We start from the raw sequence: 25,257 nt of genomic DNA on the forward strand, positions 1-25,257 counted from the left end.
ACGCCAACGTGGTCTGGGGAAGTTGACCCCGGTCGAGTACGAGACGATCATCAACCCACAGGTCGCACTCGCGGCCTAAACGAACGAGTCAACTCAACCTGCAGCAGTCCCTCACGTTGGCCGTGCCGGGTATGGGCTCCAGCACCGACAAGATGTCCGGCTGGGCTGATGCCTCGCAGAACATCTACAACGAGCAGGCAAACGTCCAAGGGGACAAGAACCGGGCGGTGGTCGCTTGGATGGGCCACAAGGCGCCTCCGGTACCGGCTCTCTCCGAGCCGGACCTCGGTGTGCTCCACTCCGACTACGCGAAGGCGGGCGCCGAGCACCTCGCGGATGCTCTCCGCGGGCTGGACGCAGTCCGCGTTGGGGACCGCGTCACCACGAACGTCGTCGCACACTCGTACGGGACGACGACTGCGTCCATCGCCCTGACCGAAGCGGGCGTCCACGTCGACACCTTCACCACGCTCGCATCCGCGGGTATCCCGGACGACATCTCGTCGGCGTCGGCCATCCATGCGGTACATGTGTACTCGGGGCAAGTTCGTGACGTCACGCCCTACGTCGAGCGTGACCAGGGCGACCAATGGGCACACATCGGCCGGGATCACAGCGAGGACCACCACCAGGACCCGACCGATCCGGCGTTCGGTGCGACGACCTTCGGCGCAGACGGCTCAGGTGTGCTGAAAGGAGTCACGGACCACGGCGTCGAGACGAAGACGCGATCGGGCTACCTGGATCGCGGTACTGAGTCGTTGCTCAACGTTGCCTACGCCACCACGGGGCAGGCCGACAGGATGACCGCGGCGCGCCCAGCAGAGCCGACGTGGTTCGATGAGCAGTACGCCCACCGGCAGCCCACTCTGTGACACGCGCAGACGAGGAAACGATGATCCCCAAGACCCTCGCCGTGAGCGCGGTCCTCGCAGCCACGGCGCTCCTTTTGACGAGTTGTGGAGGAACACCGGTGCAACCGAACGAGACGGGCGCGACCTCGGTCACGCCCGATGAGGCGAAGCAGTCCGTCACCACTTTCGTCGACCGCTCGACGACGGCGCTCGGCGGGGACTGGACGCCCCGGGGAGGTCCGGGGCTCAGCCCGTGCACGACGGGCGACGGCGACGGCGGCGTCTCGTGGGTCGTCATCGTCGATCGTCAGGCCGGGGACGACCCGCACGCTGACGTCGACGCTGTCGAACAGCTGTGGACGCAGCGGGGTGTGACCACTGAGCGGTACCAGAGCGGCGGTGCGGATCCGATCGTCGGGATCCGTGGCGCCGGCGGTCCGACGACTTCCGTCGACTTCTACGCCGACCCGCGTGGGTACGCGTTGACGGCGGAGTCCGAGTGCGCCGAGGGTGACTACGCCGACATGGTCCGTCGTCAAGGTGACGCGAACGCGGGGTGACGCAACCGCGGGACGGCGACGTCCGCACGGTTGTCCACCGGGCACTGAGCGGCAACGTCCGTGCTCTCCGTACATGCCTCATTGAACATTGAGCCGGAACTTAAGGTTGAGCCACTCCAGGGCTTCCCGCGAGAGCGCGTCCTCGAATCGCTCGAAGGATACGTGCCTGCGCCGCTGACTGCAGAGCAGGTGGTTCAGGGTGCAGAGCAAGCGTGGGGCCTAGCTGCCACAACTACCGTTGTCGGGATGCGCATTGGCGACTACGACCTTGCTCGGGCGCAGATCAATGCCGCTGCTGATCGTGTACCCGTGCCCGGTCAACTTAGCTGGCCATTTCCGACCGGGACTATACGACAGGCGCTCAGCGGGGAGTCGGGAAGGCTGCACAACTTGCGGCGCTCATCTCCATCGTCGTCACAGTCGGGCTCTTCGGGTACACGCAAGTGACGACAATCCGCGTCGGCCGGTCGCAAGCGCGGGAGGCGGCCGTGCTCGAAGTACTCGACGCACTCGACCGAATCACAAGGCGACGCATTTGGCCGACTGTGGCGAGGCTCTGGCACAAGCCAGAGTTGGACTACGCGCTCCTTGTCCCGCGACTCCTCGTTGGACTGCCCAAACGCGACAGGGCGATCGCGACGTGGCTCGCCACCCAGGTGAACCTGATGAACGCCGCGTCCACACAGACCCAGGTGTTCAAGGTCGCCCTCGAGGCGAGCAGCCGCATAGCGAACTGGCACATCGGCGAAGTGCCAACGTCGTGGTTTGAAAGCGCGGTCCGCGCGCACTCACCGCGCAAGCCACGCGGGAATCTCAGAGTGCTCATGACCAGCATCGCGGCCGCAGCCGGGCTGATAGCGACTGGCCTGACTGCCAGCGCGGTCGCGGGAGTCGGCGCCGGTCTGGCGCAGCTCCGCGTTCGAAAGGCGGCCGACAACGGCTGACGTCGCGGTGCCGTGGAACAGAATCCCAAAACCCGTGGAACGCCCGTCAGCACTGGGATCCGCGATCCGCGCCACCACTGGCATCCGCGAATAAGCCGAACACCTCGCGATCGGTCTTCACCTGATGGCGTTTGCCGAGCGACTCGATCACTCCGCCGAGGAGCGCGGCCGAGCGCTCATCTCATGGGCGTGCGCGTCTGCCTCGGTCTGGTAGATCTCGCCCCATGCGATGCTCGCGGGCATGGCATCGACACGCAGATCCACGTCAGGCAGACAGATCTGCACGAAGTGCGGGAAGGCGGGGAACGTCCAGAGGTCTTCGTCCTCGAACCGGCTCCAGAGCAACAACTCCCCGATGCCGAGCGGGTGGCCGAGTTCCTGTCCGTTCACCGGCGGATCGCAGCTGACCATCAGCGCATGGTGACCGTTCGGGAGCTCGATCGGTCGTTCCACCTCGCACCGGAAGACAGACGAGAACCACTTGCTGTCCATGGACGAGAGAAAGAAGACGTCGTGCATGTCAGGCCTCTCGATCGACGCCGTCGACGTCTCCGCCGGTCCGACACGGGGTCGGTATGTGCGGGCGCTCGATCATGGACTGCACCGTCCCGTCCGCCTCGGTTGCGTAGAGCTCGCCCCACGCAATGCTGGCCGGCATGCTCGTGGGCGGGACGACAACGTCAGGGAGGCAGATCTGCACGAACTGCGGGAAGGTCGGGAAGGTCCACAAGTCGTCGCCCTCGAAACGGCTCCAGAGGAGGAGCCGAGTGATCCCCTGGGGATGGCCGAGGTCCTGTCCGAGCGCTGGCGGGTCACAACCGACGATGAGAGCGTGGTGTCCGTTGGGGAGTTCGACTCTCGACTCCAGCTCGCACCGGAACACGGAACCGAATCGGTCGTCTTCCATCGACGAAAGGTAGTAGGTCGGTTTCACTTCAGAACTCCGGGTTGACTCCACTGACGGCGGCATCGGGGTCGAGCAGAGTGCCCTCGATGAGGAAGCGACCCGAATTCGTGCTGTACCCGGATTCGGCGAGGCCGGATGGGAGGCCGGCGACGTCACGGTGGTCGGACACCGATCCTGGGTGCGTCGGCGACCAGGAAGCACCGATCCACGTTGCGTTCCCACCGTACAGACGGTAGATCTCCTGGCCGCCGAACGGGAAGGGGATCTCGTCACCGAGCTTCGCTGCCGACCGCTCTGAACCCATCGCTGACCGCGACCTGTCCCCAGTCGACCCCACCCGTCGTGGCCTTCTGCGCGTCGACGTGCACCGCAGTGTCGACGCCGTCGCGAGAGATCCGCTCGGTGGTCCTCCCCGGGGCGATGCGGCTTCCCGCAATCCCGTGGTGCGGTTTTCCCCCCTTGTGAGGGATCCGAACCCGCGAGTACGTTCAGCGAAACGATCCGCTCGGAGTCGAGCGGGACTCGTGGATCTTCCCTCTTGCTCCGCCGCGTTGCCTCACCCCGTCTGCCGGTGTGCCCGACGGCTCCGCCATCGCACGCCTTCCGCGCCTCCTGTGCCGCCCTGCACCGGACGCTGCGCCGTGTTGCCCTCCGCGGCCGCCCGTACCCGTACCCGAACCCGCACGAAGGACCCGAACCTCATGCAACCGCTCGTCCTCCTCGCGTCGCAGACATCGACCCAGGTCGTGCTCGACAACGTCGCCGCCTTCGGGCACGAAGCCCTCAAGTACTTCCCGATCGGCATCGCCGGGATCATCGTGTGGGCACTCTGGGTGTACCGCGTGGTCTTGTCCGCCCGCGCGAAGCCGATCGTCAACGGGTTCCGCACGTCGACCTCGGTCGTCGTCCCCTCCTTCCACGAGGACCCTGACATCCTGCTCCGTTGCCTGGAGACCTGGCGCGAGCAGCACCCGGACGAGATCATCATCGTGCTCGACGTCGCGGACACCGACGCGTACCGGCGCATCGTCGCCGTCGGCGACCCGACCGTCAAGCCGGTCCTGTTCCACCACGTCGGCAAGCGCAGCGCTCTCGGTGAGGGGATCCGGCGGGCGAAGTACGACGTGCTCGTGCTCGTGGACTCCGACACCTCGTGGGAGCCGGGGTTGCTCGAGGCCGTGCAGATGCCGTTCGTCGACGAGCGCGTGGGCGGCGTCGGTACGCAGCAGAACGTGTACCAGCGGAACTCGAGCATCTGGCGGATCATCGCGGACTGGCTCGTCAACCTGCGCTACTACAACTACGTCCCGGCCATGGGTGCGGCCGGAGCCGTCCCGATCCTGTCCGGTCGGACCGCCGCGTACCGTCGGTCGGCCGTGATGCCGGTGCTCGACAACCTGGAGAACGAGTTCTTCCTCGGTCGGCGCTGCATCGCCGGTGACGACGGCCGGCTGACGTGGTTGGTGATCGCGTCCGGGTTCCGGACCGTGCACCAGTCGACCGCGAAGGCACTGTCGATGTTCCCGGCCAGCGGCAAGGCGTTCTTCAAGCAGCGCATCCGCTGGAGCCGGAACTCGTACCGGACCTACCTCACCGCCATCGCGAAGGGTTGGGTCTGGCGCGTGCCGTTCGTGACGAAGATCACCGTGCTGCAGATCATCCTGACGCCCGTCACGATGGGCATCACGATGTGGTACCTGCTCTTCAGTCGGCTCGAGTTGAGCACGCTCGGGGTCCTGTTCACGATCGGCTGGTTGCTCTTCGGCCGCGCCGTCCGCGGCGCCTCGAACCTCAAGCGTCACCCGCTCGACTTCCTGGTGCTCCCGATGCTCGCCCTCGTGGTGATCGCTGTCGCCCTCCCGATCAAGGTGTACGCGTTCGTGACGATGAACAAGCAGGGCTGGCTCACCCGGCACGCCGACCAGATCGGCGGCGACGGCCAGCAGGCCCGGACCCTGCAGCCCGAGCCCGTCACCGAGACGCGCCGCTCGGCCCCCGGGGTGGTCGTCCAGCCCGGCGCGGTCGCGGCCTCCGCTTCCGCTGGCGACCAGGTGGTGGCCGCATGAGCGCCGTGCGCACCTCGGTCCTGCGTGGCGCGACGGCACTGGCGATCGGCGCGGGCCTCGTCCTCGCCGGTCTGGCGGCAGCGCCCACCGCTGCTGCCGCTGCGACCCCGACCGGCAGCACGACGGTGTCGGCAGGCCGGCCGTACGCGGGTGACCCGGACAAGGAGGCGCGACTCGTCGCCGCCGAGAACGACCGGATCTACAACGTGCGGGCCCTGGCGTCCGCCGCGCGCTGGAGCGGGCTGGCAGTGTCCCAGCCGTACCGGCTCGCCACCGGGTCGTCGTACACCCTCGTGCTCGTGGCGCGCGGCGCCGCGTACACGATCGACGACCTCACCGAGCTCGCCCCGTCGACGTTCGTGAAGCAGCCGGACGGCTCGTGGCTCCTCAGCGAGAACATCGTCGTCGAGAACGGCGCCACCCTCCGACTGGCGAGTCCGGACGGGCTGCGCGTCCACCTGGAGAGCAACCACGAGGGCTTCGTGTCGATCGTGACGCAGGCCGGCGGACTCCAGGTCATCGGGTCCGCGAAGGCACCGGTCGCGATCGACGCCTGGGACCCGCAGGCCGGCGCCGTCGACGAGCAGACCTCCGACGGACGGGCCTACGTCCGGGTGCAGGGCGGCACCGCGACGCTGCAGCACGCCTCGTTCTCGCACCTCGGCTTCTGGAGCGGCACGACGGGCGGCGTCTCACTCACGGGCACCGACCTGACCACCCTCGACCGGGCCTCCGGCGACCAGGAGGGCAAGACGAAGCGGACCACGAAGGACGTCTTCGGCAACGCCATCCTGCCGACCGGCGCGCTCCCCAGCACCGGGGAGGGGTCGGCGAACGCGGGCGCCTACAGTTACGTCTCGGCCCTCGTGCAGCACGTCACGTTCGACGGCAACGCCTTCGGGCTCTTCCTGACGAGCGCCGACGGCGTGACGATGTCGGACGCCACCGTCAAGCGCTCCCTCATCGACGGGCTGGTGCTGCACCGGTACGTGACGAATTCGACGTTCACGTCCGTCCGGGCGACCGGCAACGCCATGGACGGCGTCAAGATGACGCGGGCGTCCACGGGGATCGTGTTCAGCCAGGTCCGGGCGACGGACAACGGGCGGAACGGGATCACGCTGAACGGCAGCGGCCTGGCGGCCGGTCCGAACGCCGCCGGCATGCCGACCACCACCTACGGCAACAACGCCCTCACCGACAGCACGAGTTCCGACAACGGTCGCTACGGAGTCGAGGTGATCGGGGGGAAGAACGTTCGGGTCAGCGGGTCGACCGCGGCCGGCAACGAGATGGGGATCGTCGTGCGGCACGACGCCGACGACGTGGTCATCCGCAACAACGTCGTGAAGGACTCGGCGCAGAACGGCATCGCCGTGCTGGACGGACCGACCGCGACCGAGGTCTCGGAGAACTCGGTGAACGGTGCTGAGATCGGCGTGTACCTCCGCGAGAGCACCGCGTCGTCGGTGACGGACAACACCATCAGCGCGGCGCGGGTGCACGGCGTCACCACGGTCGGGCCGTCCGCCGGCACCGCGATCGAGGACAACGCGGTGCGTGGATCGGGCCCGAGCGCCATCGACCTGGCCCGATCCGACGGCGCAGCACAGGAGGGCAACACGACCGTGCAGTGGCACTCGACGAAGCCACTGCTCGTGACGCTGCGAGCGGTCTTCCAGCCCCTGACCGTGCTCTGGCTCGTGCTGCTCACGGTGGTGCTGGTCGCTGCGGTCGGTGGTGTCCGTCGCCGCCGCCGCGCCGAGCAGGGCGAGCACCCCTACGCCAAGCTCGCACCGCTCTCGAGCTTCACCCGTGGTGCGATCGACCCGGCGACGCTCGGCCTGCCGCCGGCACCCGCACTGCAGGGCTCCCACGCTGCCGACACCGGCGCGTCCTCGTCACGGACGGTGAGCTGACCGATGGCGACACCTCTGCAAGGACTCCGCTCCCACCTGGTGGTCGGTGCTGCCGGTGTGGTGCTCGGCGCGGTCGTGGTCGGTGGGGTCTGGGTCGCGACGAGCACGCCCGGCGAACCCCGCGCGGCGGCGTCCGCCCCGTCGTCCGACAGCGACCGGACGCCGCCGCCGGACCGGACCGGACCGAGGACTCCGCCCCCGGCGCCGACAGCGGTCCCGACAACGGCACCGACGACGGCACCGACGACGGCCCCGACCTCGGCACCGGACGCACGCCGCGCGGCCGTCTCGTGCACCGCCGACGCGACCACGACGGTCTCGACGGCCGGGGAGCTCACGTCGGCACTCGCGAAGGCGGCGCCGGGGCAGGTCATCGCCATGGCGCCTGGCACCTACACGGGCACCTTCACCGGTTCCACCGCGGGTACGTCCGCGCAGCCGATCACCCTCTGTGGGTCGGCCGACGCCGTGCTGGACGGCGGGACCACCGACAAGGGCTACGTCCTGCACCTCGACGGGGCGTCGCACTGGCGGCTCGCCGGGTTCACCGTCCGCAACGGGCAGAAGGGCGTCATGTTCGACGGCGTCCAGCACTCCAGCGTCGAGGGGATCACCGTCACCGAGATCGGTGACGAGGGCATCCACCTGCGCGCCGGCAGCAGTGACAACACCGTGAGCGGGAACGCCGTCACGAAGACCGGGCTCCGCAAGCCCCAGTTCGGGGAGGGGATCTACGTCGGGTCCTCGAAGAGCAACTGGTGCCGGGTCTCGGACTGCCAGGAGGACCGGAGCGACCGCAACGTCGTGACTGGGAACACGATCTCCGACACGGCGGCCGAGAACGTCGACATCAAGGAGGGGACGACGGGCGGGACACTGTCCGACAACTCCTTCGACGGCACCGGCATGCAGGGCGAGAACCACGCCGACTCGTGGGTCGACGTCAAGGGGAACGGCTGGACCGTCTCGGGCAACCGCGGCGTCGACTCACCGCTCGACGGGTTCCAGACGCATGAGCTGCTCTCGGGCTGGGGGACCGACAACACCTTCATCGACAACACCGTCGACCTCGGCAACCCCGAGGGCGTGGCGTTCGCCTTCCGGCCCGTCGAGGGCAACACGGTGTCCTGCGACAACACCGTCGTCGGGACGAACGAGCTGAGCACCACGAGCTGCACGGGCTGACCGCGCCGCGACCCGCACCCCGCCCTCCGAGCTCCACGACCGCACCGCGCCCGTCGCGCGGCACCACCCGTGCGCTCAGGACGTCCCGTCACCGGGACGTCCGCCCCTCCCCGTCACACCATGTCCCCGCTACCCGAAAGCGAGCGTGCACCATGTCCGCATCCGTCACCCCGATCTCGACCCGGGACCTCCCGCCCGTCGCCGAACAGCCCCGCCTGACCGTGATCGGCACCGGCTACCTCGGCGCCACCCACGCCGTCTCGATGGCCGTCCTCGGCTACGAGGTCCTCGGCGTCGACGTCGACCCGTCGAAGGTCGAGGCCCTCGTCGCCGGCCGTGTCCCGTTCCACGAGCCCGGCCTGCCGGAGAAGCTGGCCGAGGCGCTGGCATCCGGACGGCTCCGGTTCTCGTCGTCGATGCAGGAGGCCGCCGAGTTCGGCGACGTGCACTTCGTCTGCGTCGGCACCCCGCAGCAGCGCGGGTCGAACGCCGCCGACCTCACCTTCGTGGACGGCGCGTTCCGTGAGCTGGCCAGCCACATCACCCGCCGCGCACTCGTCGTCGGGAAGTCGACGGTGCCGGTGGGCACCGCCGCCCGCATCGCCGAGCTCGTCCGTGAGGTCGCCCCGGCCGGTGCCGATGTGGAAGTGGCCTGGAACCCCGAGTTCCTGCGCGAGGGCTACGCCGTCCAGGACACGCTCCACCCCGACCGCCTGGTGTTCGGCGTGGAGTCGGCGTGGGCCGAGGCGCAGCTGCGCGCGGCCTTCCGGCCGGTCCTCGACGAGGGCACACCCCTCGTCGTCGCGGACCTGCCGACCTCGGAGCTCGTCAAGGTCGCCGCCAACTCGTTCCTCGCCACGAAGATCTCCTTCATCAACGCGATGGCGGAGATCTGCGAGGCGACCGGCGCCGACGTCAGCCTGCTCGCGAGCGCCCTGTCGCACGACACGCGCATCGGCGGGCGGTTCCTCAAGCCGGGCCTCGGCTTCGGTGGCGGGTGCCTGCCGAAGGACATCCGGGCCTTCTCGGCTCGCGCCGACGAGCTCGGCGTCGGCCAGGCCGTGCGCTTCCTCGACGAGGTCGACGCGATCAACCTCCGTCGACGGCAGCGCACCGTGGACCTGATCGCCGAGATGGCCGACGGGGAGCTGGCCGGCAAGAAGGTCGCCGCGCTCGGTGCCGCGTTCAAGCCGAACTCCGACGACATCCGCGACGCCCCGGCCCTCGACGTCGCCCGCATGCTCCGCGAGGCCGGCGCCATCGTCACGGTCTACGACCCGGAGGCCATGGCGAACGCCGCGCGCGTCCGTCCCGAACTCCGGTACGCACCGTCCATGACCGCGGCGGTCATCGACGCCGACGTCGTGGTGCTGCTCACGGAGTGGCAGCAGTTCCGGGACGTCGACCCGGAGGACCTCGGCGCCCTCGTGCACACCCGGCGGATCGTCGACGGCCGGCACGCGCTCGACGCGGACCGGTACCGCGCGGCGGGCTGGGAGTACCGGGCCCTGGGCCGGCCGGTCGCGTCGCGCACGGTCGAGATCGCGGTCGACGAGCAGGACCGGCTCCAGCGCTCCGCGTGACCCTCGCGCTCCCCGGTCGCGCCGAGCGGACCGGGGAGCGGGAGGACTCCCGGTCCGCGCACGTCTGAGCACGCAGCGGCACGGGCCGTGTTGCCCTGTGTGACGCCGTGTCGGGAATACCGAACGCCACTCTGCGATTCTCGTCCCCGATGAGCATCACCGACCCCGACACGACGCACGACGCCCCCGCCTCCTGGGACGCCTGGCGCGCAGCCCGCCGCGAGCGGGTCACCGGCGCGCAGGGCGACCTGGCGCTGATCCGCACCGAGTGGCTCCCGATCGGCCAGGAGCCCGACCTCGACGCGGCGCTCGCCGACCAGCCGGAGACGGTCACCGCGACCCGTGTGCGTCGGATCGACCTGGACACCGGTGCGCCGCAGCACGGCCACCGCCTGTGGGACGCGGACTCCCCGGCGATCCGCTCGTACGTCGACACCCCGGTGTTCCCGTACGACCCGTCGTGGCGGATCACCGCGCACTTCACGCCTGCCGAGCCCGGCCGGACGATCCCGTACGAGCACCTCCGCGACGCCGCCGGTGCCACCCGCGACCTCGTCGTCCCCGGGGACATCACGGCGACGATCGGTGACCGCGAGTACACCCTCAGCGCCTTCGACGACGACGGCACCCTGCTGCTGGTGTTCGGCGACCCGACGAACCGCAGCACCGACGAGTCCGAGCGGACCTACGGCACAGGCCGCTTCCTGTTCGTCGAGCGCCCGGACGGGTCGTCGACGGGCGAGGAGTCGGACGTCGTCCTCGACTTCAACCAGGCGTTCGTGCCGCCGTGCGGGTTCAGCGACCAGTACAACTGCCCGCTCCCGCCGTTCCAGAACCGCCTGCACGTGCCCGTCCACGCCGGCGAGCGGTACGTCGCGCACCGCGACTGACGCGCCACGCGACCGCCGGCCGCACGCGCGGACCCGGTGCCACGCGGTCACCCGGCCGCACAGCCAGACCCTGCAAGCCCCCCACCTCCACCCCGAGTACCAGGAGCCCCGTGAAGACCCGTATCGTCGCGCTCGCCGCGTCCGGCATCGCCCTCAGCCTCGCCCTCGCCGGCTGCTCGTCCTCCGGCGGCGGATCGTCGTCCGGGGCGGACGCCACCGTGGCGATCGGTTCGCTGTACGAGCCGACCAACCTGTCGAACGTCGACGGCGGCGGCCAGGGCGTCAACGAGGCGTTCCAGGACAACGTCTACGAGGGGCTGTTCCGCCTCGGTGACGACGGCGAGGTGACGCCGCTGCTGGCGGAGTCGTACGACACGTCGTCCGACGGGCTCACCTACACGTTCACGCTCCGGAAGGGCGTCGAGTTCCACAGCGGGGCGAAGCTCACCAGCGCCGACGTGAAGAGCTCCATCGAGCGCGTCACCGCGGAGGACTCGCAGTCCTCCCGCAAGTCGAGCCTGGCCGTCGTGGAGTCGATCGAGACCCCCGACGACGAGACCGTCGTGGTGCACCTGTCCGAGCGGTCGATCTCGTTCGTCTACAACCTGTCGTACGTCTGGATCGTCCCCGCCGACGAGAAGGACCTCAAGACCGAGGAGGACGGCACCGGCCCGTACACCCTCGGCGCGTTCAAGCGCGGCTCCTCGCTCACCCTCGAGCCCTTCGACGGCTACTGGGGCGAGAAGCCCGCGAACGGCGGGGTCGAGTTCGACTACTTCACCAGCGCCTCGACGCTGTCGAACGCGCTCGCGAGCGGCCAGGTCGACGTCGTCACGAGCATCCAGTCGCCCGACGCCCTGTCCCGGTTCACCGCGGACAAGTCGAAGTACACGGTCAGCGAGGGCGACTCCACGACCAAGGAACTCCTGGCGTTCAATGACGCGGAGGGCCCCTTCACCGACGTGAAGCTCCGCCAGGCGATCTCGGCCGCGATCGACCGGAAGGCCCTACTGAAGGCGATCTGGGGCGACTACGGCACCGTGAACGGCTCGATGGTCCCGCCGACCGACCCCTGGTACGAGGACCTGACGAGCGTCAACGCGTACGACCCGGCGAAGGCGAAGCGACTCCTTGCCGAGTCCGGCCACGCCGACGGGTTCTCCTTCACGCTCGACACCCCGTCGTACGACCCGCACCCGGCTGTCGCGCAGTACCTGCAGAGCGCGCTGAAGAAGGTCGGCGTGACCGTCGACATCAACACGATCAGCGCCGACGAGTGGTACACGAAGGTGTACCAGCAGCACGACTTCGAGGCGACGCTGCAGGAGCACGTCAACGACCGCGACGTCGTCTTCTACGGCAACCCGGACTTCTACTTCGGGTACGACAATGCGCAGGTCCAGAAGGACATCACGGACGCCGAGCAGGCCACGTCCGAGGACCAGCAGACCGACCTGCTGAAGCAGGCGAACGAGCAGATCGTGCAGGACGCTGCGAGTGCATGGTTGTACCTGTACCCGCAGATCGTCGTGTCGGACAAGGACGTCACGGGATACTGGAAGAACGGGCTGAACTCGCAGTTCCCCGTCTCCGACATCACCGTCTCCTAGCACCCGACCGGACAGGATCCGCACTCCCGTATGACCGCGTACGTCCTCCGTCGCCTCGGCATCCTCGTGCTCTCGCTCGCGGCCGCCCTGGTGGTGGTGTTCGCGCTCCTGCGGATCCTGCCCGGCGACCCGGCCAACGCGCTCCTCGCCGCGAACGCGACGCCGGACCAGATCGCGGCCGCCCGGCGGGAGGTCGGCTCCGACCTCCCGCTGGCGCAGCAGTTCGTGCAGTGGATCGGTCAGATGCTGCACTTCGACCTCGGCACGTCCTTCACGAGCGGACTGCCGGTGCTGCCCGACCTCGCGCAGCGTCTGGTCGTCACCGTGCCGCTCACCCTCATCGCGTTCGGCATCGCCGTCGTCGTGGCCTGCGTCGTCGGCTTCGTGGCAGCGGCCCGCGCCGACCGCTGGTACGGCGTGCTGCTGTCCGGCGTCACGCAGCTCGGCATCGCGGTCCCGGTGTTCTGGATCGGCATCCTGCTCGTGCAGGTGGTGTCGCTGCAGTGGGGTCTGCTGCCGTCGAGCGGCTTCCCCCGCGACGACTGGACGTACCCGGGCGACGCGCTCGAGTCGCTCGCCCTGCCGATCATCACCGTGGCGGTCGTGATGACGGCGTCGATCGCACGGTACGTCCGGAGCGCGGTCCTCGACGTCCTCGGCGCCGACCACATCCGCACGGCCAGGGCGCTCGGTGCGTCCACCGCGTCCGCGTTCCTCCGGCACGGCGTCCGGTCGGCCGTCGTCCCGGTGATCGCGGTGCTCGGCATCGAACTCGCGTCGACGTTCCTCGGCGCGGTCGTCGTCGAGAGCGTCTTCGCCCTGCCCGGCCTGGGCAGCATGCTCATCACCGGCATCGAGCAGCACGACTACCCGAGCATCCAGGGCGTCCTGCTCGTCTCCACCGTCGCGGTGCTCGTCATCGGCTTCGTCGCCGACGTCGTGCAGCGCATCGTCGACCCGCGCCTGCGCACGAGCGTCTCGGGGAACCGATGAGCGCCCGCCGGTCGGTGTCCCTGACCACGGGCATCGTGCTCGTCGGTGTGGTCGTCGTCGCCGCGGTCGTCTCGCTCGTCTGGCTGCCGTACTCGCTCTACGACACCTCGGGCGGCCGGCTCACCCCGCCGGGTGCCGCGCACTGGCTCGGCACCGACACGCTCGGCCGCGACCTCGCCACGCAGCTGCTCATCGGCGCCCGCATCGCGCTCGCGACCGGCCTCGGCGCCGTCCTGGTCGGTGGCGTCCTCGGCACGGTGATCGGCTTGGCGGCGGCGTTCGCCCGACCGTGGCTCGACGACACGCTGTCCGCCGTGCTCGACATCGTCATCGCGTTCCCGACGCTGCTCGTCGCGATGCTCCTCGTCGCCGCCCGCGGTGCGTCGCTCGGCACGGCGATCGTCGCGATCGGACTCGTCATGGCCGCGGTCGTCGCCCGGCTCGTCCGGATCCTGGCCCGGCGGGTGCTCCGCCAGGACTACGTCACGGCGGCGCGGACCTCCGGGACGGCCTGGCCGCGGATCATCACCCAGCACGTGCTCCCGAACATCTGGCCGACCCTGGCGGTGAACCTCGCGCTGCAGTTCGGCCTCGCCGTCCTCGCCGAGGCGAGCCTGTCGTACCTGGGGCTCGGTGCTCCGCCGCCGAACGCGTCCTGGGGGCGGATGCTCCAGGACGCCCAGCAGACCGCGTTCGAGGCGCCCGCCGGTGTCCTCGCGCCGGGCCTCGCGCTCGTCGTGCTGGTCATCGGCGCGAACCTGCTGGCGGACGGGCTCCGCGACGTCGCGGACCCGACCCGCCGTGGACGGCGAGCGGCGCGCGGTGCCGCCCCGGGCCTCCCGGCCGGTGCACCGGTCGCCGGTGACGGCGTCGGCACCGCGATCGGCCCGGACGCGTCCGCCACCGACGAGCCGGACGGGAGGCCCGCATGACGTCCGCCATCGAGGTCACCGACCTCCGCATCACCTCCGCCGACGGCACCCCGCTCGTCGACGGTGTCTCGTTCTCCGTCGACGTCGGTGACCGCCTCGGCATCGTCGGCGAGTCCGGCAGTGGCAAGTCGCTCACCGCGCTCGCGGTCATGGGGCTGCTGCCGACGGGGCTGACCGCCAGCGGCTCGGTCCGGGTCGGTGGCGTCGAGGTGCTCGGTGCGCGCGAGCGGAGCCTGCGTGAGGTCCGTGGCGCAGTCGTCGCTCCCGTCTTCCAGGAGCCGATGACCGCGCTCGACCCCCTCATGCGTGCCGGCGACCAGATCGCCGAGCCGCTGCGGCGGCACCGTGGACTCCGTGGGGAGGCCCTTCGTGCCGCGGTGCGCGAGGCGATCGCCGACGGCGCCCTCGCCGACCCGGACCGCGTCGCCGGGTCGTTCCCGTGGGAGCTGTCCGGCGGGCAGCGGCAGCGTGTCGCGATCGCGATGGCGCTCGCGTGCCGGCCACGCGTCCTCATCGCGGACGAGCCGACCACGGCGCTCGACGTCACGGTGCAGGCGCAGGTGCTCGACCTCCTCGACCGGGCCGTGACCGAGCGGGGGATGGGCCTGCTGTTCATCAGCCACGACCTGCCCGTGGTCGCTCGGACGGTGGACCACGTGCTCGTGCTCGAACACGGTCGTGCCGTCGAGCAGGGACCCGTCCGCGACGTCATCGCCGCGCCGACCCACCCGTACACGCAGCGGCTCGTCGGCAGCGCCCGGGCACTGCAGGACGCCCTCGACGCCGGCCGACGCGGAGGTGCGCGATGACCGCCATGCTCGAGCTGTCGGACGTCACGTTCCGGTACCCCGGCCGTGGTGCCCGCCGCACCGGCGGCACCGGCCGTAGCGGCGGCGCGGGGCTGGCGCTCGACGGTGTCTCCTTCGCCGTGCAGCCGGGTCAGCACCTCGGCATCGTGGGGGAGTCCGGCGCGGGCAAGACCACCGTGCTCCGGATGCTCCTCGGGCTCGCGGCGCCGGACAGCGGCACGGTGTCGTTCGACGGAGCGCCCCTCGACCTCGGCGACCGTGCCGCGCTCCGCCGGTTCCGGACCGCCGTGCAGCCCGTGTTCCAGGATCCGTACTCGTCCCTCGACCCCCGACAGCGCGTCGACCGCATCGTGGGGGAGCCGCTGCGCTCCCTCCAGGTGGCGTCGGGGTCGGAGGCGTCCGACCGGGTCGCCGCCGCGTTGCAGGACGTCGGGCTCGGTGCCGATGCCGGTCGGCGGTACCCGCACGAGTTCTCGGGCGGACAGCGGCAGCGCATCGCCATCGCCCGCGCGGTCGTGTCCGGCCCACGGGTGCTGGTGGCCGACGAACCGGTGAGCGCACTCGACCTGACGACCCGGGTCACCGTCCTCGAGTTGTTCGAGCGGCTCGCCGAGGAGCACGGGATGACGATCGTGCTCGTGTCGCACGACCTCGCGGTGGTCGCCCGACTCTGCACGGCGACCGTGGTCCTCCGCGGAGGTCGGGTCGAGGAGCAGGGCGACACCGGTGCGGTCCTGGCGTCGCCGCGGTCGGACTACACCCGGGCGCTGCTCGACGCGGTGCCGCGGCTGCCGCGCTGAGGCGGTGTGCCCGGGCGTCCATGAGCACCGCCGACGTGTAGGGCGGCGATCGAACGACCTCGCTGCTCCACGCTGCTGACGGAGGGCGGGTGCGGCGCGCGGTCTGGGCGACGACCCGATCGGACATCGCGGTGTGCTGCGGCGGTTGCTGTGAGGCTCTCCGCCTAGCCGGTGGTCGGCTTGCTGAACAGGTTGACGACGTTGCCGTCGGGATCACGGACCAGTGCGGAGCGGTTGCCCCAGGGCATCGTGGTCGGTTCGAGGATGACGTCCTCGCTCTCGGGCTTGAGCTTGGCGAAGTCGCCGTCGACGTCAGCGACTTCGAACTCGATGAACACGGATCGGTTCGTGGCAGGGGTGAGAGCGCCGCCGAGCATCGCGACGGTCGCGGTGCTGGCGATCGCGAGGTTCGCGCCGGGGCCGCTGAACTGCGCGAAGACCGGAGCGGGGCGCTCGGCCTGCCGGCCGGTGACCTGCTCGTAGAACGCGATGAGACCTTCGAGGTCGTCGGTGACGATGCGGATGGATGCGAACGACATGGGGCTCCTTCAGTGGCGCTGATGAGGTGGAAGCACCAGCGTCGCTGGTCGTCGCGACACCGTCCTGTCGGTGTTTCGTGGAAGACGTCGGATGGCGATCAGTCGTCGACGACGGACCTGAGTCGTCCGTACTGGATCGCGAGGTCCTCGGCGCGGAGTGTGCGCATCGGAGGCCGTTCATCGGTGACCCTGACCGAGAGCATCCGATCTCCGCGGAACGCCCGCACACCCTGTCGGAGCCGGCACCAGGCGACCAGGTACCACTGCCCTCCCTTCTCGATCGACCCCAACGGCTCGACGTCCCGACAGGACTCCGCACCGCCGGCGTCCTGGTAGCGCAGCTGCACGACACGGTCCGCTCGCAGGGCCTCTGCGAACTCGACCGGCGCGGCCGTGTCCTCTTCACGCTCCAGGAAGTGCACCCGGGATGCGAAGGCCCTGGCACGTGTCGCGTCCCGGTCCGGCATGACCGCGAGCATCTTCCGGGCGGCAGTCCGAGCAGACTGCCGGAAGGGGCTGTGGCGGAGCGAGCCGAGCCCGATCAGCACCGCAAGGGCCTCATCCAGCGTGAACCCCGCCGGGCCGAGCGTCGCTGACGCGTCGATGACGTACCCACCCGTTCGGCCGGGCTCCGCCCAGATCGGCAGACCCGACTGCTGCAACGCGGCGAGATCGCGCTCGATGGTCCGCACCGACACCTCGAAGCGTTCTGCGAGACGACGCGCGCTTCGCGGACGCGGCGACACAGCTCGCAGTTCCTCCACGAGACCGTAGAGACGATCGGTCCGGTTCACCGACCCATCATCCGACACGACGCCTCCCCGGCGCCGGAAGCCACTCCACCTGCTTCCACCGCGTCCGGTCCATGCGTGCTCCGACGCGTGCCCGCGTCGCCGCGCTCAGCGCACCCGCACCGTCACGGTCTCGATGCCCGCGTTGCCGTGCCCGTCCATCGCGTACACCGCGAGCTTCCAGTTGCCGGCCGTCGACGGCGCGGTGATGCGCAGCGTCCCGTCACCCGCCGACGTCACCGGTGTCGGCCGGAGCGCCCCGTCGCCGTTGATCCAGCGGCTCGTCACCGACACCCGGTAGGCCACGGCGTCGCCGTCCGGGTCCACTGCCGGGGCCGTCACGGTCACCGTCGACCCGGGTGCGACACCCGTCGAGGGCGATGCGGCGATCCGCTGGATGACGGGCGGTCGGTTGCCGGTCACGGGTCCGCCGTACGCCTGTTGCACCGCGTAGTACGACAGGCGCTTGAGACCACCGGTGCGGAGGTTCAGCCACACGCCCTGCTCGTCGTCCTCGACGCCGTAGTGGAACATCGTCGCACCGAGGGCCACCCCGGGAGCGGCGGTGACGGCCTTCCACGCGTCGGTGTACGAGCGCGCGGCGGCGGTGTCGCTCGGCTGCTGCGGGACACCGTTCGCGTCTGCGGGGACCTCCCACGACCCGGCCGGTCCGGTCTCGGTGACCAGGTACGGCTTCGTGTAGCCGCCGTCCCGCCACTTCTGCTGTACCCAGCCGATGCCGCCGTAGGTGTTCACCGCGTAGAGGTCGAGGCTCGGCGTGTACTGCCGGTAGTAGTCCCAGGCCTCGGTCGTGGCGTCGGTCGACGTCACCGGGTGCGCGGGGTCCGCGGCGTGGATCGCCTTCGTGACCTGTTCCACGTACTTCGCGTAGGCGACGCGCTGCGCCTCGCCCTGGCCGAGCATGACCTCGTTGCCGACGTCCCACATGAGGAGCCCGCCGTGGTCGCGGTAGCTCGTGACGGTCTTCGTGATGCTCGCGAGCGTGTTCGACTTGTACGCGGAGTCGTTCACGTAGTCGGCGCCCTGGTCCAGCCAGAGTCCGGCGACGACCCGGATGCCGCGGGCCTTCGCGGCGTCGAACAGCTGCCCCGAGGACGCGTCGGTTCCCCACGTCCGGATCGTGTTCACGCCCATGCCGGCGATGTCTGCCATGTACCACGAGGCCTCGGCGTTCGGGGGCCCGTAGGTCACGCCCTTGACGAGCCACGGCTTGCCGTCGACGGTCAGCTGCCACGCACCCTGCGTACCGGTGACCCGGACACCGGTGGCCGGCGGCGGTGTCGGGGCGGCGGGAGCAACGGGGGCACCCGGCGTCCCGGTGACCTGGAACTCCCAGAGCGAGTACCCGTGCTGGGTCCCGCGCTTGATGCCGAGCATGCGCACGTACCGCCCCGTCGCCGACACGTTCGTCCGGACGACGCCGCCCTTGCCGGCCGTCACGTTCGACACCGTCCCCCAGGTCTTGCCGTCCCGCGACACCTGCAGTCGGTAGGCCTTGGCGTACGCGACCTCCCACCGCAGGGTGATGGTCGAGATCTTCGCCGTGCTGCCCAGGTCGACGCGCAACCACTGCGAGTCCGTGCGGGCGCTTGCCCAGCGGGTGGCGGTGTTCCCGTCGACCGCCTTCGCAGGCGTGCGCGCGGTCGAGTCGCTGGACGATGCGGTGGCGGGCCGACCCGACGACAGCACCGTCGGGGCGGCGCTGGCCGACGGGGACCGGAGCGCCACGAGGAGCGCGGCGAGCAGGACGACGGCGACGACCGCCGCAGCAAGCCGGACGGTCGTGGTGGCGGTGCTGATGGCGCGCATCGGGATCCTCCGGTCGTGTGCCGGCAACGCTACGGAGCGACGGCACCGCGGGTCAACGGCGTGGTGCCGCCCCAGTCCGAGGGACCTCGCGCCAGCGGCGCGCGTCGCTCTCGGGACGGACGCGCGCCGCTCCGGGTCGTCAGACCGTGATCGTCTCCCCGTCGGCCAGCGTGACGAGCTCGACCCCGGTGAGCTGCCCGGCGAACTGCGCGAACGACCCCTTGCCGACCTCGCTGAGCATGAGGTCGTGGATCTGCACGGCACGGGAGGGTTGGACCGCACGGACGAAGTCGACGAGTTCGCCGAGTTTCACCCACGGACCCGACGTCGGGACGAGCAGCGTCTCGACGGGGACCCCGGGGGCCGCGTACGAGTCGCCAGGGTGGAAGAGCTGGCCGTCGACCAGGTACCCGAGGTTGTCCGTACGCGGGAGGTCCGCGTGGATGACCGCGTGGGAACCGCCGGACACCGTGACGTCGAAGCCGGCCGGCCGGATGGTGTCACCGGCAGCGACGGCGGTGACGCGTCCGTCGTGCTCGCCGAGCGCGGCGACGACGCTCGCGGGCGCCCAGACCCGGAGCCCCGGCTGCGCGTCGAGGGCCGCGGTGAGCGCGTCCACATCGAGGTGGTCGGGGTGGTCGTGGGTGACGAGCACGGCGTCGGTGCCGGCGACGAGGTCGGCCGAGTTCGGCGTGTAGGCACCCGGGTCGATGACGAGGGTGCGATCACCGTCACGGAGGGCAACGGTGGCGTGGGTGTGCTTGGTGAGTTCCATGACCGGAACTGTACAGGGAACCTGTACACTTTTGTCCATGGCCCTCCGCCCCTTCACCCTCGACGACGCCAACGCGCTGCGGCGCGCGATCTGCGACAGCACCCGCGCGGTCCGCCGGTCGGAGACCGAGCCCGAGGGCCAGGTCGAGGTGCTCGGCTTCCTGGTGCGGGACGGTGCGCAGAGCATCGCCGGCCTCGCACGCCTCCGGCGTGTACGACACCAGACGATGCGTGTGACGGTCGCCGACCTCGAAGCCCAGGGGCTCGTCGAGCGGACCCCGGACCCTGCCGACGCCCGCGGCGTGCTCATCTCGCTGACGGACGCCGGTCGGGTGACCATCGAGGAACTGCGGACGCGCCGATCGGAGCGCGTCCTCGCGGCGGCCGAGCGGGTGCTCACGCCCGAGGAGCGGGCGGTCCTCGCGGACGCGGCCGACGTCATCGTCAAGCTGACCGCAGCGCTCGAGACGGACGGCAGCTGACCGCTCCGGCGGGTCGAGCCCGGACGGGAGGCGCGGAGTCGCCCGCCCCGCGCCTCCCGTCCGGAGGACATCGGGTCGTCCGGCGTCCGCACCGCTCGGACCCCGCGTCCGCGCCGTGCTCGGTGCCGTGTAGCGTTGCGCGTGTACGGACCATCCCGATGCGTGCGTTCCCGACGAGACCGTTGCCCTGCCTCCGGTTGCGGGTGCTCCGCCTCCCGGTGGAGTCCACCCGCCCACACCCCGCCGGCCTCCGCCGAGCGCGCATCGAACTGGTCAGAACCGGTTCCCCATGAAGTACGTCGTCTACGGACTGACCTCCGTCCTCACCAGCACGACAGCGGCGACCGCGGTCATGCACTACGCCGTGGCGCTCGGCCGGACCGGCGGCAGCGACCTGGTCGCCGTCCCCGCGGTCGACATCGCCGGGGTCCCGATCACCGTCGAGATCGTGCTCGGTCCGGGCATCGGCGTGCTGGCCGAGCCCGCAGCCGACGACCTGCTCGAGCCCGAGCACCGCGAGTTCGTGGCCGACCTCACCGAGCGGACGAGGACCGCCCTCGACCGACGGGCCGAGCGCGCCTGACGCACGTCGGCGTTCGACCGACGCGGCGCCCGACCGGCGCTGAGGCGGGTGTGGGGCGCGTCCTCGACTGCGACTGCGACTGCGACTGCGACTGCGCCGGCGGCCGCCGTCACCCGGGCACGACCACCAGGGTCCCGCGTCCGAACGGCAGCAGACCCGCCCGGTACTCGAGCACGGCACCGGCACCGGCACCGGCACCGGCACCGGCACCGGCAGCCGCCGCCTCGACCCGCACCGACGCCGCGCCGAACCGCCAGCCCCGGTTGATGCCGTAGACGCCGAACTCCACGGCGCGCCCGTCCGGCAGGGCCCACGTCCCGGTGCCCCACTGCGCCGGGTTCCCCACGCCATCCACGGTGACCGTCGGCCGCGCACCCCACGCGAACCAGGGCTTCCGGAGCCGCAGCTCGACCCGGCGTCTGGTGGTGCCCGAGGGCAGCGGAGCCGGGTTCACCACCCGAGGGTCCCGGGTTCGCCCTTGAACGGCCCGACGACGTCGGCCGTGATCCAGCCTCCGTAGAAGTCGCCCGCCTGCGCCCGCACGGTCTCGCCGGCGACCTCGCACGAGTCCATCCGTGACGGGTACACCGCCACGTGGTCGTGCAGCTCGCCGTACCCTGCCCACGGCGTCCGGTAGGTCCAAGCACCGCGCGGCACGACCTCGTCCCCGCCGTGCACGTCGAAGTACGAGGCGCTGCCCTTGAACTCGCACATGCTCGACCCCGTTGTCGGGACGAGGGCGTCGGGCGCGAAGTCGGCGATCGGCAGGTAGTAGACGGGCGGGTGGCTGGTCTCGAGGACGCGGACGGCTCCGGTGGTGTCGGCGATGACCCGTCCGCCCAGGCGCACGACGACCCGAGCACCGGTCCGCTCGACCCGCGGTGGTCGTGGGTAGTCCCAGACGGATTCCTGGCCGGGGCCGGGCTGCACGGGGGAGGGGTGGCCGGGGCTGCGTCGCGTCATGATCCTGTTCTACCCGCCGGCCCGCACGGACTGGAGGCTCGTCACCAGCTGGCAGCGAGCCTCCGGTCCGGTCCGCGGTACCGATCGCGACCGGACCCTGGCGACGGGAGCGGGGCGGGGCTACGCTCGCGATCACCACCTCCTCAACGACGAGAGGCTGTCCCGTGCGCCGAACCATCGCGATCACCCTCGCGGCCGTGAGCATCGTCGGGGCGCAGGCCCTGGCCGGGCCCGCGACCGCCGCACCCTCCGCCGCTCCCGCACCACCCGCCGCTGCGGCGGCCGGTGCCGCGCCGACGATCACCGCGCGCGGTCACGCGCCGACGGCGACGCACCGGAACCCGATGGCGCTGCGCCTCCCGGACGGTGAGACGGCCGCGAGCTGCGCCGACCCGACCGCCCTCCACGGCGCCGGACGCGACCGGAACTGGTACCTGTACTGCACGACCGACGCGCTGACGGAGACGGAGCAGAAGCCCGACGGTGCGCTCGTGCAGCACAGCGTCCCGACCTACCGGTCGACCGACCTGACGAACTGGACGTACGTCGGGGACGCCTTCGACACCAAGCCCGCGTGGGTCGGTGCGGCGAACGGCATCTGGGCCCCGGACGTCGTGTACCGCGCCGGAGCGCACGGGAGGCCGGGCACCTGGTTCCTCTACTACACGGCGTCGGACACCCCCTCGGCGACCGGCCCGACCGGCGGCGGATCGGCGATCGGCGTCGCGACGAGCAGCAGCCCGACCGGTCCCTGGACGGACTCCGGCGGCCCGGTCGTGGCACCGCAGACGGCGCCGAACGGCGACGGCTTCCGCTGGTCGTTCGACCCCGAGGTCATCACCGACTCCGGCCGCACCTACCTGTACTTCGGCAGCTACTTCGGCGGGGTGCACGTGCGGCAGCTCACGGCCGACGGCCTGCGCTCACGGCCGGAGACCGAGCGTCAGATCGCGATCGACAACCGCTACGAGGGGTCGTACCTCATGCGGCACGGTGGCTGGTGGTACTACATGGGCTCGGCGACGAACTGCTGCAACGGCTCGCTGACCGGGTACGGCGTCTTCGTCGCCCGCTCGAAGAGCCCGCTCGGACCGTTCCGGGACCGTGACGGGGTGGCGATCACCGACACCCGGGTGGGTGGCTCGCCCCTCCTCGCGCAGAACGGCAACCGCTGGGTGGGCACCGGTCACAACACCGTCGTCACCGACTTCGCCGGCCAGGACTGGATGATCTACCACGCCGTCGACCGGACCGACCCGTACTACGCCGGGCAGACCGGGTACACGAAGCGCCCGGCCCTCATCGACCCGATCGACTGGGTCGGTGGGTGGCCGGTGGTCCGCGGGGGAGCTGGCCCCTCGGACTCGGTCGAGCCGGCTCCGGCGGCACAGCCCGGGCAGCGGTCGGCGTACCGGCCGCGGCTCGCCCCGGTCGACGCCCCGGCGCGGCCGATCCGGTCGCTGTCCACCGAGTTCGACGGCGGGGCCCTCCCGCCGACGCTCACGTGGACCCGGCAGCCCGACCCCGCCACGTACGGGGTCTCCGGCGGCGCGTTCCGGTGGCGGACCCAGGCCGCCGACCTGCACCCGCCGCAGACCCCGCTCGCCTCGGTGCTGACCGAGCCGGCGCCGACGGGGGACTACGTGGTGGAGACCCGGGTGCGGATGGACACTCCGTCGACCGGTGACACCTTCAACTACCGGCAGGGCGGGCTCGTCGTGTACGGCGACGACGGGAACTACGTCCGACTGGTGTCGAACTCGATCTTCAACACCCGGCAGACCGAGTTCGGCAAGCAGGTCAGCGGGCAGCCGGAGGGGGCGCCGAGCTACGGCAACATGGTCGTCGGTCCGGTCGGGGACGCCACCACGCTCCGCATCGTGCACCGGGTCGTCGACGGGGAACACCGCTACACGGCGTACACGAGCGTCGACGGTCGGCGCTTCGTGCGCGGCGGGACGTGGACGGCGGACCTCGGGTCGACCCCGCGGATCGGGCTCATCTCGCTCGGCGGTGCCGGGTCGACGAGCACCTTCGAGCACCTTCGGGTGAGCACGGTGCGATCGGCGCGGTAGTGCGCACGGGGCGGGCCCGGCGCGTGGAGCGCCGGGCCCGCTGCCACGTCAGCTGCGGAGGGTCGCGCGCGGGTACTCGCCGAACTCGTCCCGGTAGGCCGCGGAGAACCGGCCGAGGTGCGCGAATCCCCACCGGCGGGCGACGGCCTGGACCGAGGTCGTCGTGGGGTCCGCCTGCAGCAGGTCACGGCGCACGTGCTCGAGCCGGGTCCGGAGCAGGTACGTCATCGGTGTCTGGTCGAGGTGGCGCTGGAACGCCTCCTGCGTGGCCCGGACGCTGAGGCCCGCGGCTCCGGCGATGTCCGAGACGCTCATCGGTTCGGCGACGTGCTCGTGGACGTACTCGACGGCGGCGCGGAGGCGGGCGCGTCGGGGCAGGAGCACGGCGGGCGGCAGGGCCGTGACGGTCGGCGGGTACATCCGGAGGAACGCTGCGGCGGTGCCGCGGGTCAGGGTGTGCCAGAGGAGGGTGTCGACGCCGCCCGTGCGGAGTTCGCGGGAGAGCAGCGCCAGGCCGTTCCGCCACTGGGTCACGGCGGCCGGGTCGAGTTCCCGGAGGTGGTCGAGGCCGAGGTCCCGGACGTCGCCGGTGTGGAACTGCTCGTCGGCGACCTCATGCACGAGTCGGCGGGACAGGTGCACCAGCCGCTGGTCGTGGTCCTGGTACTCGAACAGGAAGTCGCGGCCGGTCGGGAGGAGCATCGGTACGTCGATCTGCAGCGGGACGCGGTCCTGCACGACGTCCGGGACCCCGTGGCCGCTCGTGATCCACTGCACGATGTAGTCCTCGGAACGGGGGACGACCCCGCGGATGAACCCACCGATCTGCGACCGGCGGAGCGTGACGTCACGGTCGCCGACGGCGCTGTACCGGTACGCGAAGGGGTGGTCGGTGGCTCGCGCCGTCCACTCCCGGCCGTCGTAGAGCCGACCGATGTCCGCCACCGCCGCGTCCGTCGACGTCCCCGAGGCCTCGATGCGGACCGCCCGGACCGATGACCGAGGGCGCGAGCCGGGTGCCCGCCTGGTGTCGACGTCGAGCGTGCTGGTCATGACGGACTCCCTGCTGTCCTGGTAGCGGTGCCCTGACCGGTCTCGCAGACGAGCGGACGACGGGGCGCGTTGCCTGGAACTGTACGCATCTGTCCGGCAGACGATCAGGGGTTGA

The 25,257-nt window shown here is 71.0% G+C and carries 26 protein-coding genes; 16 read left to right on the plus strand and 10 right to left on the minus strand.

Translation table 11 applies throughout. The annotated features are described in order from the left end of the window. The first annotated feature begins 122 nt into the window (after positions 1–122). From DEI83_RS10740 to DEI83_RS10750, 3 genes are all read left to right on the plus strand, one after another. Positions 123–875, plus strand: coding sequence for an alpha/beta hydrolase family protein (locus DEI83_RS10740; protein ID WP_258371170.1), 753 nt, complete (start codon positions 123–125; stop codon positions 873–875). A 20-nt stretch (positions 876–895) separates the two neighbouring features. Beyond that, the gene (locus DEI83_RS10745) at positions 896–1,414 is read left to right on the plus strand and encodes a hypothetical protein (protein ID WP_146243309.1); all 519 of its coding nucleotides are present in this window, start codon (positions 896–898) and stop codon (positions 1,412–1,414) included. A gap of 443 nt (positions 1,415–1,857) precedes the next feature. Next, on the plus strand, positions 1,858–2,358 hold the full coding sequence (locus tag DEI83_RS10750) for a hypothetical protein (protein ID WP_146243310.1): 501 nt from the start codon (positions 1,858–1,860) through the stop codon (positions 2,356–2,358). 147 nt (positions 2,359–2,505) lie between these two features. On the opposite strand, the gene DEI83_RS10755 is transcribed toward DEI83_RS10750, so the two are convergent. Genes DEI83_RS10755 through DEI83_RS10765 form a run of 3 tightly spaced genes read right to left on the minus strand, consistent with a single transcriptional unit; the run spans position 2,506 to position 3,569 of the window. After that, positions 2,506–2,877, minus strand: coding sequence for a hypothetical protein (locus tag DEI83_RS10755; protein WP_111081959.1), 372 nt, complete (start codon positions 2,875–2,877; stop codon positions 2,506–2,508). 1 nt (position 2,878) lies between these two features. Then, positions 2,879–3,292, minus strand: coding sequence for a hypothetical protein (locus tag DEI83_RS10760; protein WP_111081960.1), 414 nt, complete (start codon positions 3,290–3,292; stop codon positions 2,879–2,881). Between the two features lies 1 nt (position 3,293). Then, on the minus strand, positions 3,294–3,569 hold the full coding sequence (locus DEI83_RS10765) for a hypothetical protein (protein ID WP_111081961.1): 276 nt from the start codon (positions 3,567–3,569) through the stop codon (positions 3,294–3,296). 397 nt (positions 3,570–3,966) lie between these two features. Here DEI83_RS10765 and DEI83_RS10770 point away from each other — a divergent pair, with 397 nt between their 5' ends. The 10 genes from DEI83_RS10770 to DEI83_RS10815 all read left to right on the plus strand — a co-directional run bounded on the left by DEI83_RS10770 (position 3,967) and on the right by DEI83_RS10815 (position 16,052). Further along, complete coding sequence (locus tag DEI83_RS10770) at positions 3,967–5,331, plus strand: glycosyltransferase (protein WP_111081962.1); 1,365 nt, start codon at positions 3,967–3,969, stop codon at positions 5,329–5,331. Next, entirely contained in the window at positions 5,328–7,250 is a 1,923-nt protein-coding gene (locus DEI83_RS10775) for a right-handed parallel beta-helix repeat-containing protein (RefSeq protein WP_111081963.1), read from the plus strand. Before DEI83_RS10770 ends, DEI83_RS10775 begins: the two co-directional genes overlap by 4 nt. A gap of 3 nt (positions 7,251–7,253) precedes the next feature. Further along, positions 7,254–8,435, plus strand: a complete 1,182-nt coding sequence (locus DEI83_RS10780; RefSeq protein ID WP_111081964.1) for a nitrous oxide reductase family maturation protein NosD — start codon at positions 7,254–7,256, stop codon at positions 8,433–8,435. A 152-nt stretch (positions 8,436–8,587) separates the two neighbouring features. Next, the gene (locus DEI83_RS10785) at positions 8,588–10,018 is read left to right on the plus strand and encodes a UDP-glucose/GDP-mannose dehydrogenase family protein (RefSeq protein ID WP_111081965.1); all 1,431 of its coding nucleotides are present in this window, start codon (positions 8,588–8,590) and stop codon (positions 10,016–10,018) included. 149 nt (positions 10,019–10,167) lie between these two features. After that, complete coding sequence (locus DEI83_RS10790; RefSeq protein WP_111081966.1) at positions 10,168–10,908, plus strand: DUF1684 domain-containing protein; 741 nt, start codon at positions 10,168–10,170, stop codon at positions 10,906–10,908. A gap of 110 nt (positions 10,909–11,018) precedes the next feature. Continuing rightward, entirely contained in the window at positions 11,019–12,518 is a 1,500-nt protein-coding gene (locus DEI83_RS10795; RefSeq protein ID WP_258371171.1) for an ABC transporter substrate-binding protein, read from the plus strand. 30 nt (positions 12,519–12,548) lie between these two features. Further along, positions 12,549–13,511, plus strand: a complete 963-nt coding sequence (locus DEI83_RS10800; RefSeq protein WP_111081967.1) for an ABC transporter permease — start codon at positions 12,549–12,551, stop codon at positions 13,509–13,511. Beyond that, the gene (locus DEI83_RS10805) at positions 13,508–14,443 is read left to right on the plus strand and encodes an ABC transporter permease (protein WP_111081968.1); all 936 of its coding nucleotides are present in this window, start codon (positions 13,508–13,510) and stop codon (positions 14,441–14,443) included. Before DEI83_RS10800 ends, DEI83_RS10805 begins: the two co-directional genes overlap by 4 nt. Beyond that, positions 14,440–15,252, plus strand: a complete 813-nt coding sequence (locus tag DEI83_RS10810; RefSeq protein WP_111081969.1) for an ABC transporter ATP-binding protein — start codon at positions 14,440–14,442, stop codon at positions 15,250–15,252. Before DEI83_RS10805 ends, DEI83_RS10810 begins: the two co-directional genes overlap by 4 nt. Continuing rightward, entirely contained in the window at positions 15,249–16,052 is an 804-nt protein-coding gene (locus DEI83_RS10815) for an ABC transporter ATP-binding protein (protein ID WP_111081970.1), read from the plus strand. Before DEI83_RS10810 ends, DEI83_RS10815 begins: the two co-directional genes overlap by 4 nt. A gap of 164 nt (positions 16,053–16,216) precedes the next feature. Here DEI83_RS10815 and DEI83_RS10820 read toward each other — a convergent pair whose 3' ends face one another. The 4 genes from DEI83_RS10820 to DEI83_RS10835 form a co-directional block, all read right to left on the minus strand. Beyond that, a complete protein-coding gene (locus DEI83_RS10820) occupies positions 16,217–16,591 on the minus strand; it encodes a VOC family protein (protein ID WP_111081971.1) in 375 nt (124 codons plus the stop codon). A 98-nt stretch (positions 16,592–16,689) separates the two neighbouring features. Next, a complete protein-coding gene (locus DEI83_RS10825) occupies positions 16,690–17,403 on the minus strand; it encodes a YafY family protein (RefSeq protein ID WP_309146589.1) in 714 nt (237 codons plus the stop codon). An 87-nt stretch (positions 17,404–17,490) separates the two neighbouring features. Beyond that, the gene (locus DEI83_RS10830) at positions 17,491–19,212 is read right to left on the minus strand and encodes a discoidin domain-containing protein (RefSeq protein ID WP_111081973.1); all 1,722 of its coding nucleotides are present in this window, start codon (positions 19,210–19,212) and stop codon (positions 17,491–17,493) included. Positions 19,213–19,351: 139 nt separating this feature from the next. Next, entirely contained in the window at positions 19,352–19,987 is a 636-nt protein-coding gene (locus DEI83_RS10835) for an MBL fold metallo-hydrolase (RefSeq protein WP_111081974.1), read from the minus strand. A gap of 37 nt (positions 19,988–20,024) precedes the next feature. On the opposite strand from DEI83_RS10835, the gene DEI83_RS10840 reads away from it, so the two are divergent. Beyond that, positions 20,025–20,468 (plus strand): MarR family winged helix-turn-helix transcriptional regulator, encoded by a 444-nt coding sequence (locus DEI83_RS10840; RefSeq protein WP_181431180.1) that lies wholly within the window; start codon positions 20,025–20,027, stop codon positions 20,466–20,468. Positions 20,469–20,757: 289 nt separating this feature from the next. Continuing rightward, on the plus strand, positions 20,758–21,051 hold the full coding sequence (locus DEI83_RS10845) for a hypothetical protein (RefSeq protein ID WP_111081975.1): 294 nt from the start codon (positions 20,758–20,760) through the stop codon (positions 21,049–21,051). Between the two features lie 109 nt (positions 21,052–21,160). Here DEI83_RS10845 and DEI83_RS10850 read toward each other — a convergent pair whose 3' ends face one another. Beyond that, a complete protein-coding gene (locus tag DEI83_RS10850; RefSeq protein ID WP_146243312.1) occupies positions 21,161–21,505 on the minus strand; it encodes a hypothetical protein in 345 nt (114 codons plus the stop codon). Then, positions 21,502–22,014 carry a DUF427 domain-containing protein gene (locus DEI83_RS10855; protein ID WP_111081977.1) on the minus strand — a complete coding sequence of 171 codons (513 nt, stop codon included), beginning with the start codon at positions 22,012–22,014 and terminating at the stop codon, positions 21,502–21,504. The genes DEI83_RS10850 and DEI83_RS10855 overlap by 4 nt, the downstream gene beginning before the upstream one ends. A 164-nt stretch (positions 22,015–22,178) precedes the next feature. On the opposite strand from DEI83_RS10855, the gene DEI83_RS10860 reads away from it, so the two are divergent. Next, positions 22,179–24,089 carry a family 43 glycosylhydrolase gene (locus DEI83_RS10860; protein ID WP_111081978.1) on the plus strand — a complete coding sequence of 637 codons (1,911 nt, stop codon included), beginning with the start codon at positions 22,179–22,181 and terminating at the stop codon, positions 24,087–24,089. Positions 24,090–24,137: 48 nt separating this feature from the next. On the opposite strand, the gene DEI83_RS10865 is transcribed toward DEI83_RS10860, so the two are convergent. Then, entirely contained in the window at positions 24,138–25,142 is a 1,005-nt protein-coding gene (locus DEI83_RS10865; RefSeq protein WP_111081979.1) for a helix-turn-helix domain-containing protein, read from the minus strand. Positions 25,143–25,257 lie beyond the last annotated feature (115 nt).

Origin of the sequence: Curtobacterium sp. MCBD17_021, from assembly GCF_003234525.1 — a bacterium.
In the GTDB taxonomy this organism is placed as follows: domain Bacteria; phylum Actinomycetota; class Actinomycetes; order Actinomycetales; family Microbacteriaceae; genus Curtobacterium.

Excerpts from the sequence above, each read along its gene's own strand:
- DEI83_RS10780 (WP_111081964.1), top strand. The coding sequence starts at position 7,254 with ATGGCGACACCTCTGCAAGGACTCCGCTCCCACCTGGTGGTCGGTGCT.
- DEI83_RS10745 (WP_146243309.1), top strand. The coding sequence starts at position 896 with ATGATCCCCAAGACCCTCGCCGTGAGCGCGGTCCTCGCAGCCACGGCG.
- DEI83_RS10775 (WP_111081963.1), top strand. The coding sequence starts at position 5,328 with ATGAGCGCCGTGCGCACCTCGGTCCTGCGTGGCGCGACGGCACTGGCG.
- DEI83_RS10840 (WP_181431180.1), top strand. The coding sequence starts at position 20,025 with ATGGCCCTCCGCCCCTTCACCCTCGACGACGCCAACGCGCTGCGGCGC.
- DEI83_RS10865 (WP_111081979.1), bottom strand. The coding sequence starts at position 25,142 with ATGACCAGCACGCTCGACGTCGACACCAGGCGGGCACCCGGCTCGCGC.
- DEI83_RS10820 (WP_111081971.1), bottom strand. The coding sequence starts at position 16,591 with ATGTCGTTCGCATCCATCCGCATCGTCACCGACGACCTCGAAGGTCTC.
- DEI83_RS10765 (WP_111081961.1), bottom strand. The coding sequence starts at position 3,569 with ATGGGTTCAGAGCGGTCGGCAGCGAAGCTCGGTGACGAGATCCCCTTC.
- DEI83_RS10845 (WP_111081975.1), top strand. The coding sequence starts at position 20,758 with ATGAAGTACGTCGTCTACGGACTGACCTCCGTCCTCACCAGCACGACA.
- DEI83_RS10835 (WP_111081974.1), bottom strand. The coding sequence starts at position 19,987 with ATGGAACTCACCAAGCACACCCACGCCACCGTTGCCCTCCGTGACGGT.
- DEI83_RS10805 (WP_111081968.1), top strand. The coding sequence starts at position 13,508 with ATGAGCGCCCGCCGGTCGGTGTCCCTGACCACGGGCATCGTGCTCGTC.
- DEI83_RS10810 (WP_111081969.1), top strand. The coding sequence starts at position 14,440 with ATGACGTCCGCCATCGAGGTCACCGACCTCCGCATCACCTCCGCCGAC.
- DEI83_RS10830 (WP_111081973.1), bottom strand. The coding sequence starts at position 19,212 with ATGCGCGCCATCAGCACCGCCACCACGACCGTCCGGCTTGCTGCGGCG.
- DEI83_RS10855 (WP_111081977.1), bottom strand. The coding sequence starts at position 22,014 with ATGACGCGACGCAGCCCCGGCCACCCCTCCCCCGTGCAGCCCGGCCCC.
- DEI83_RS10815 (WP_111081970.1), top strand. The coding sequence starts at position 15,249 with ATGACCGCCATGCTCGAGCTGTCGGACGTCACGTTCCGGTACCCCGGC.
- DEI83_RS10800 (WP_111081967.1), top strand. The coding sequence starts at position 12,549 with ATGACCGCGTACGTCCTCCGTCGCCTCGGCATCCTCGTGCTCTCGCTC.
- DEI83_RS10755 (WP_111081959.1), bottom strand. The coding sequence starts at position 2,877 with ATGCACGACGTCTTCTTTCTCTCGTCCATGGACAGCAAGTGGTTCTCG.
- DEI83_RS10770 (WP_111081962.1), top strand. The coding sequence starts at position 3,967 with ATGCAACCGCTCGTCCTCCTCGCGTCGCAGACATCGACCCAGGTCGTG.
- DEI83_RS10785 (WP_111081965.1), top strand. The coding sequence starts at position 8,588 with ATGTCCGCATCCGTCACCCCGATCTCGACCCGGGACCTCCCGCCCGTC.
- DEI83_RS10790 (WP_111081966.1), top strand. The coding sequence starts at position 10,168 with ATGAGCATCACCGACCCCGACACGACGCACGACGCCCCCGCCTCCTGG.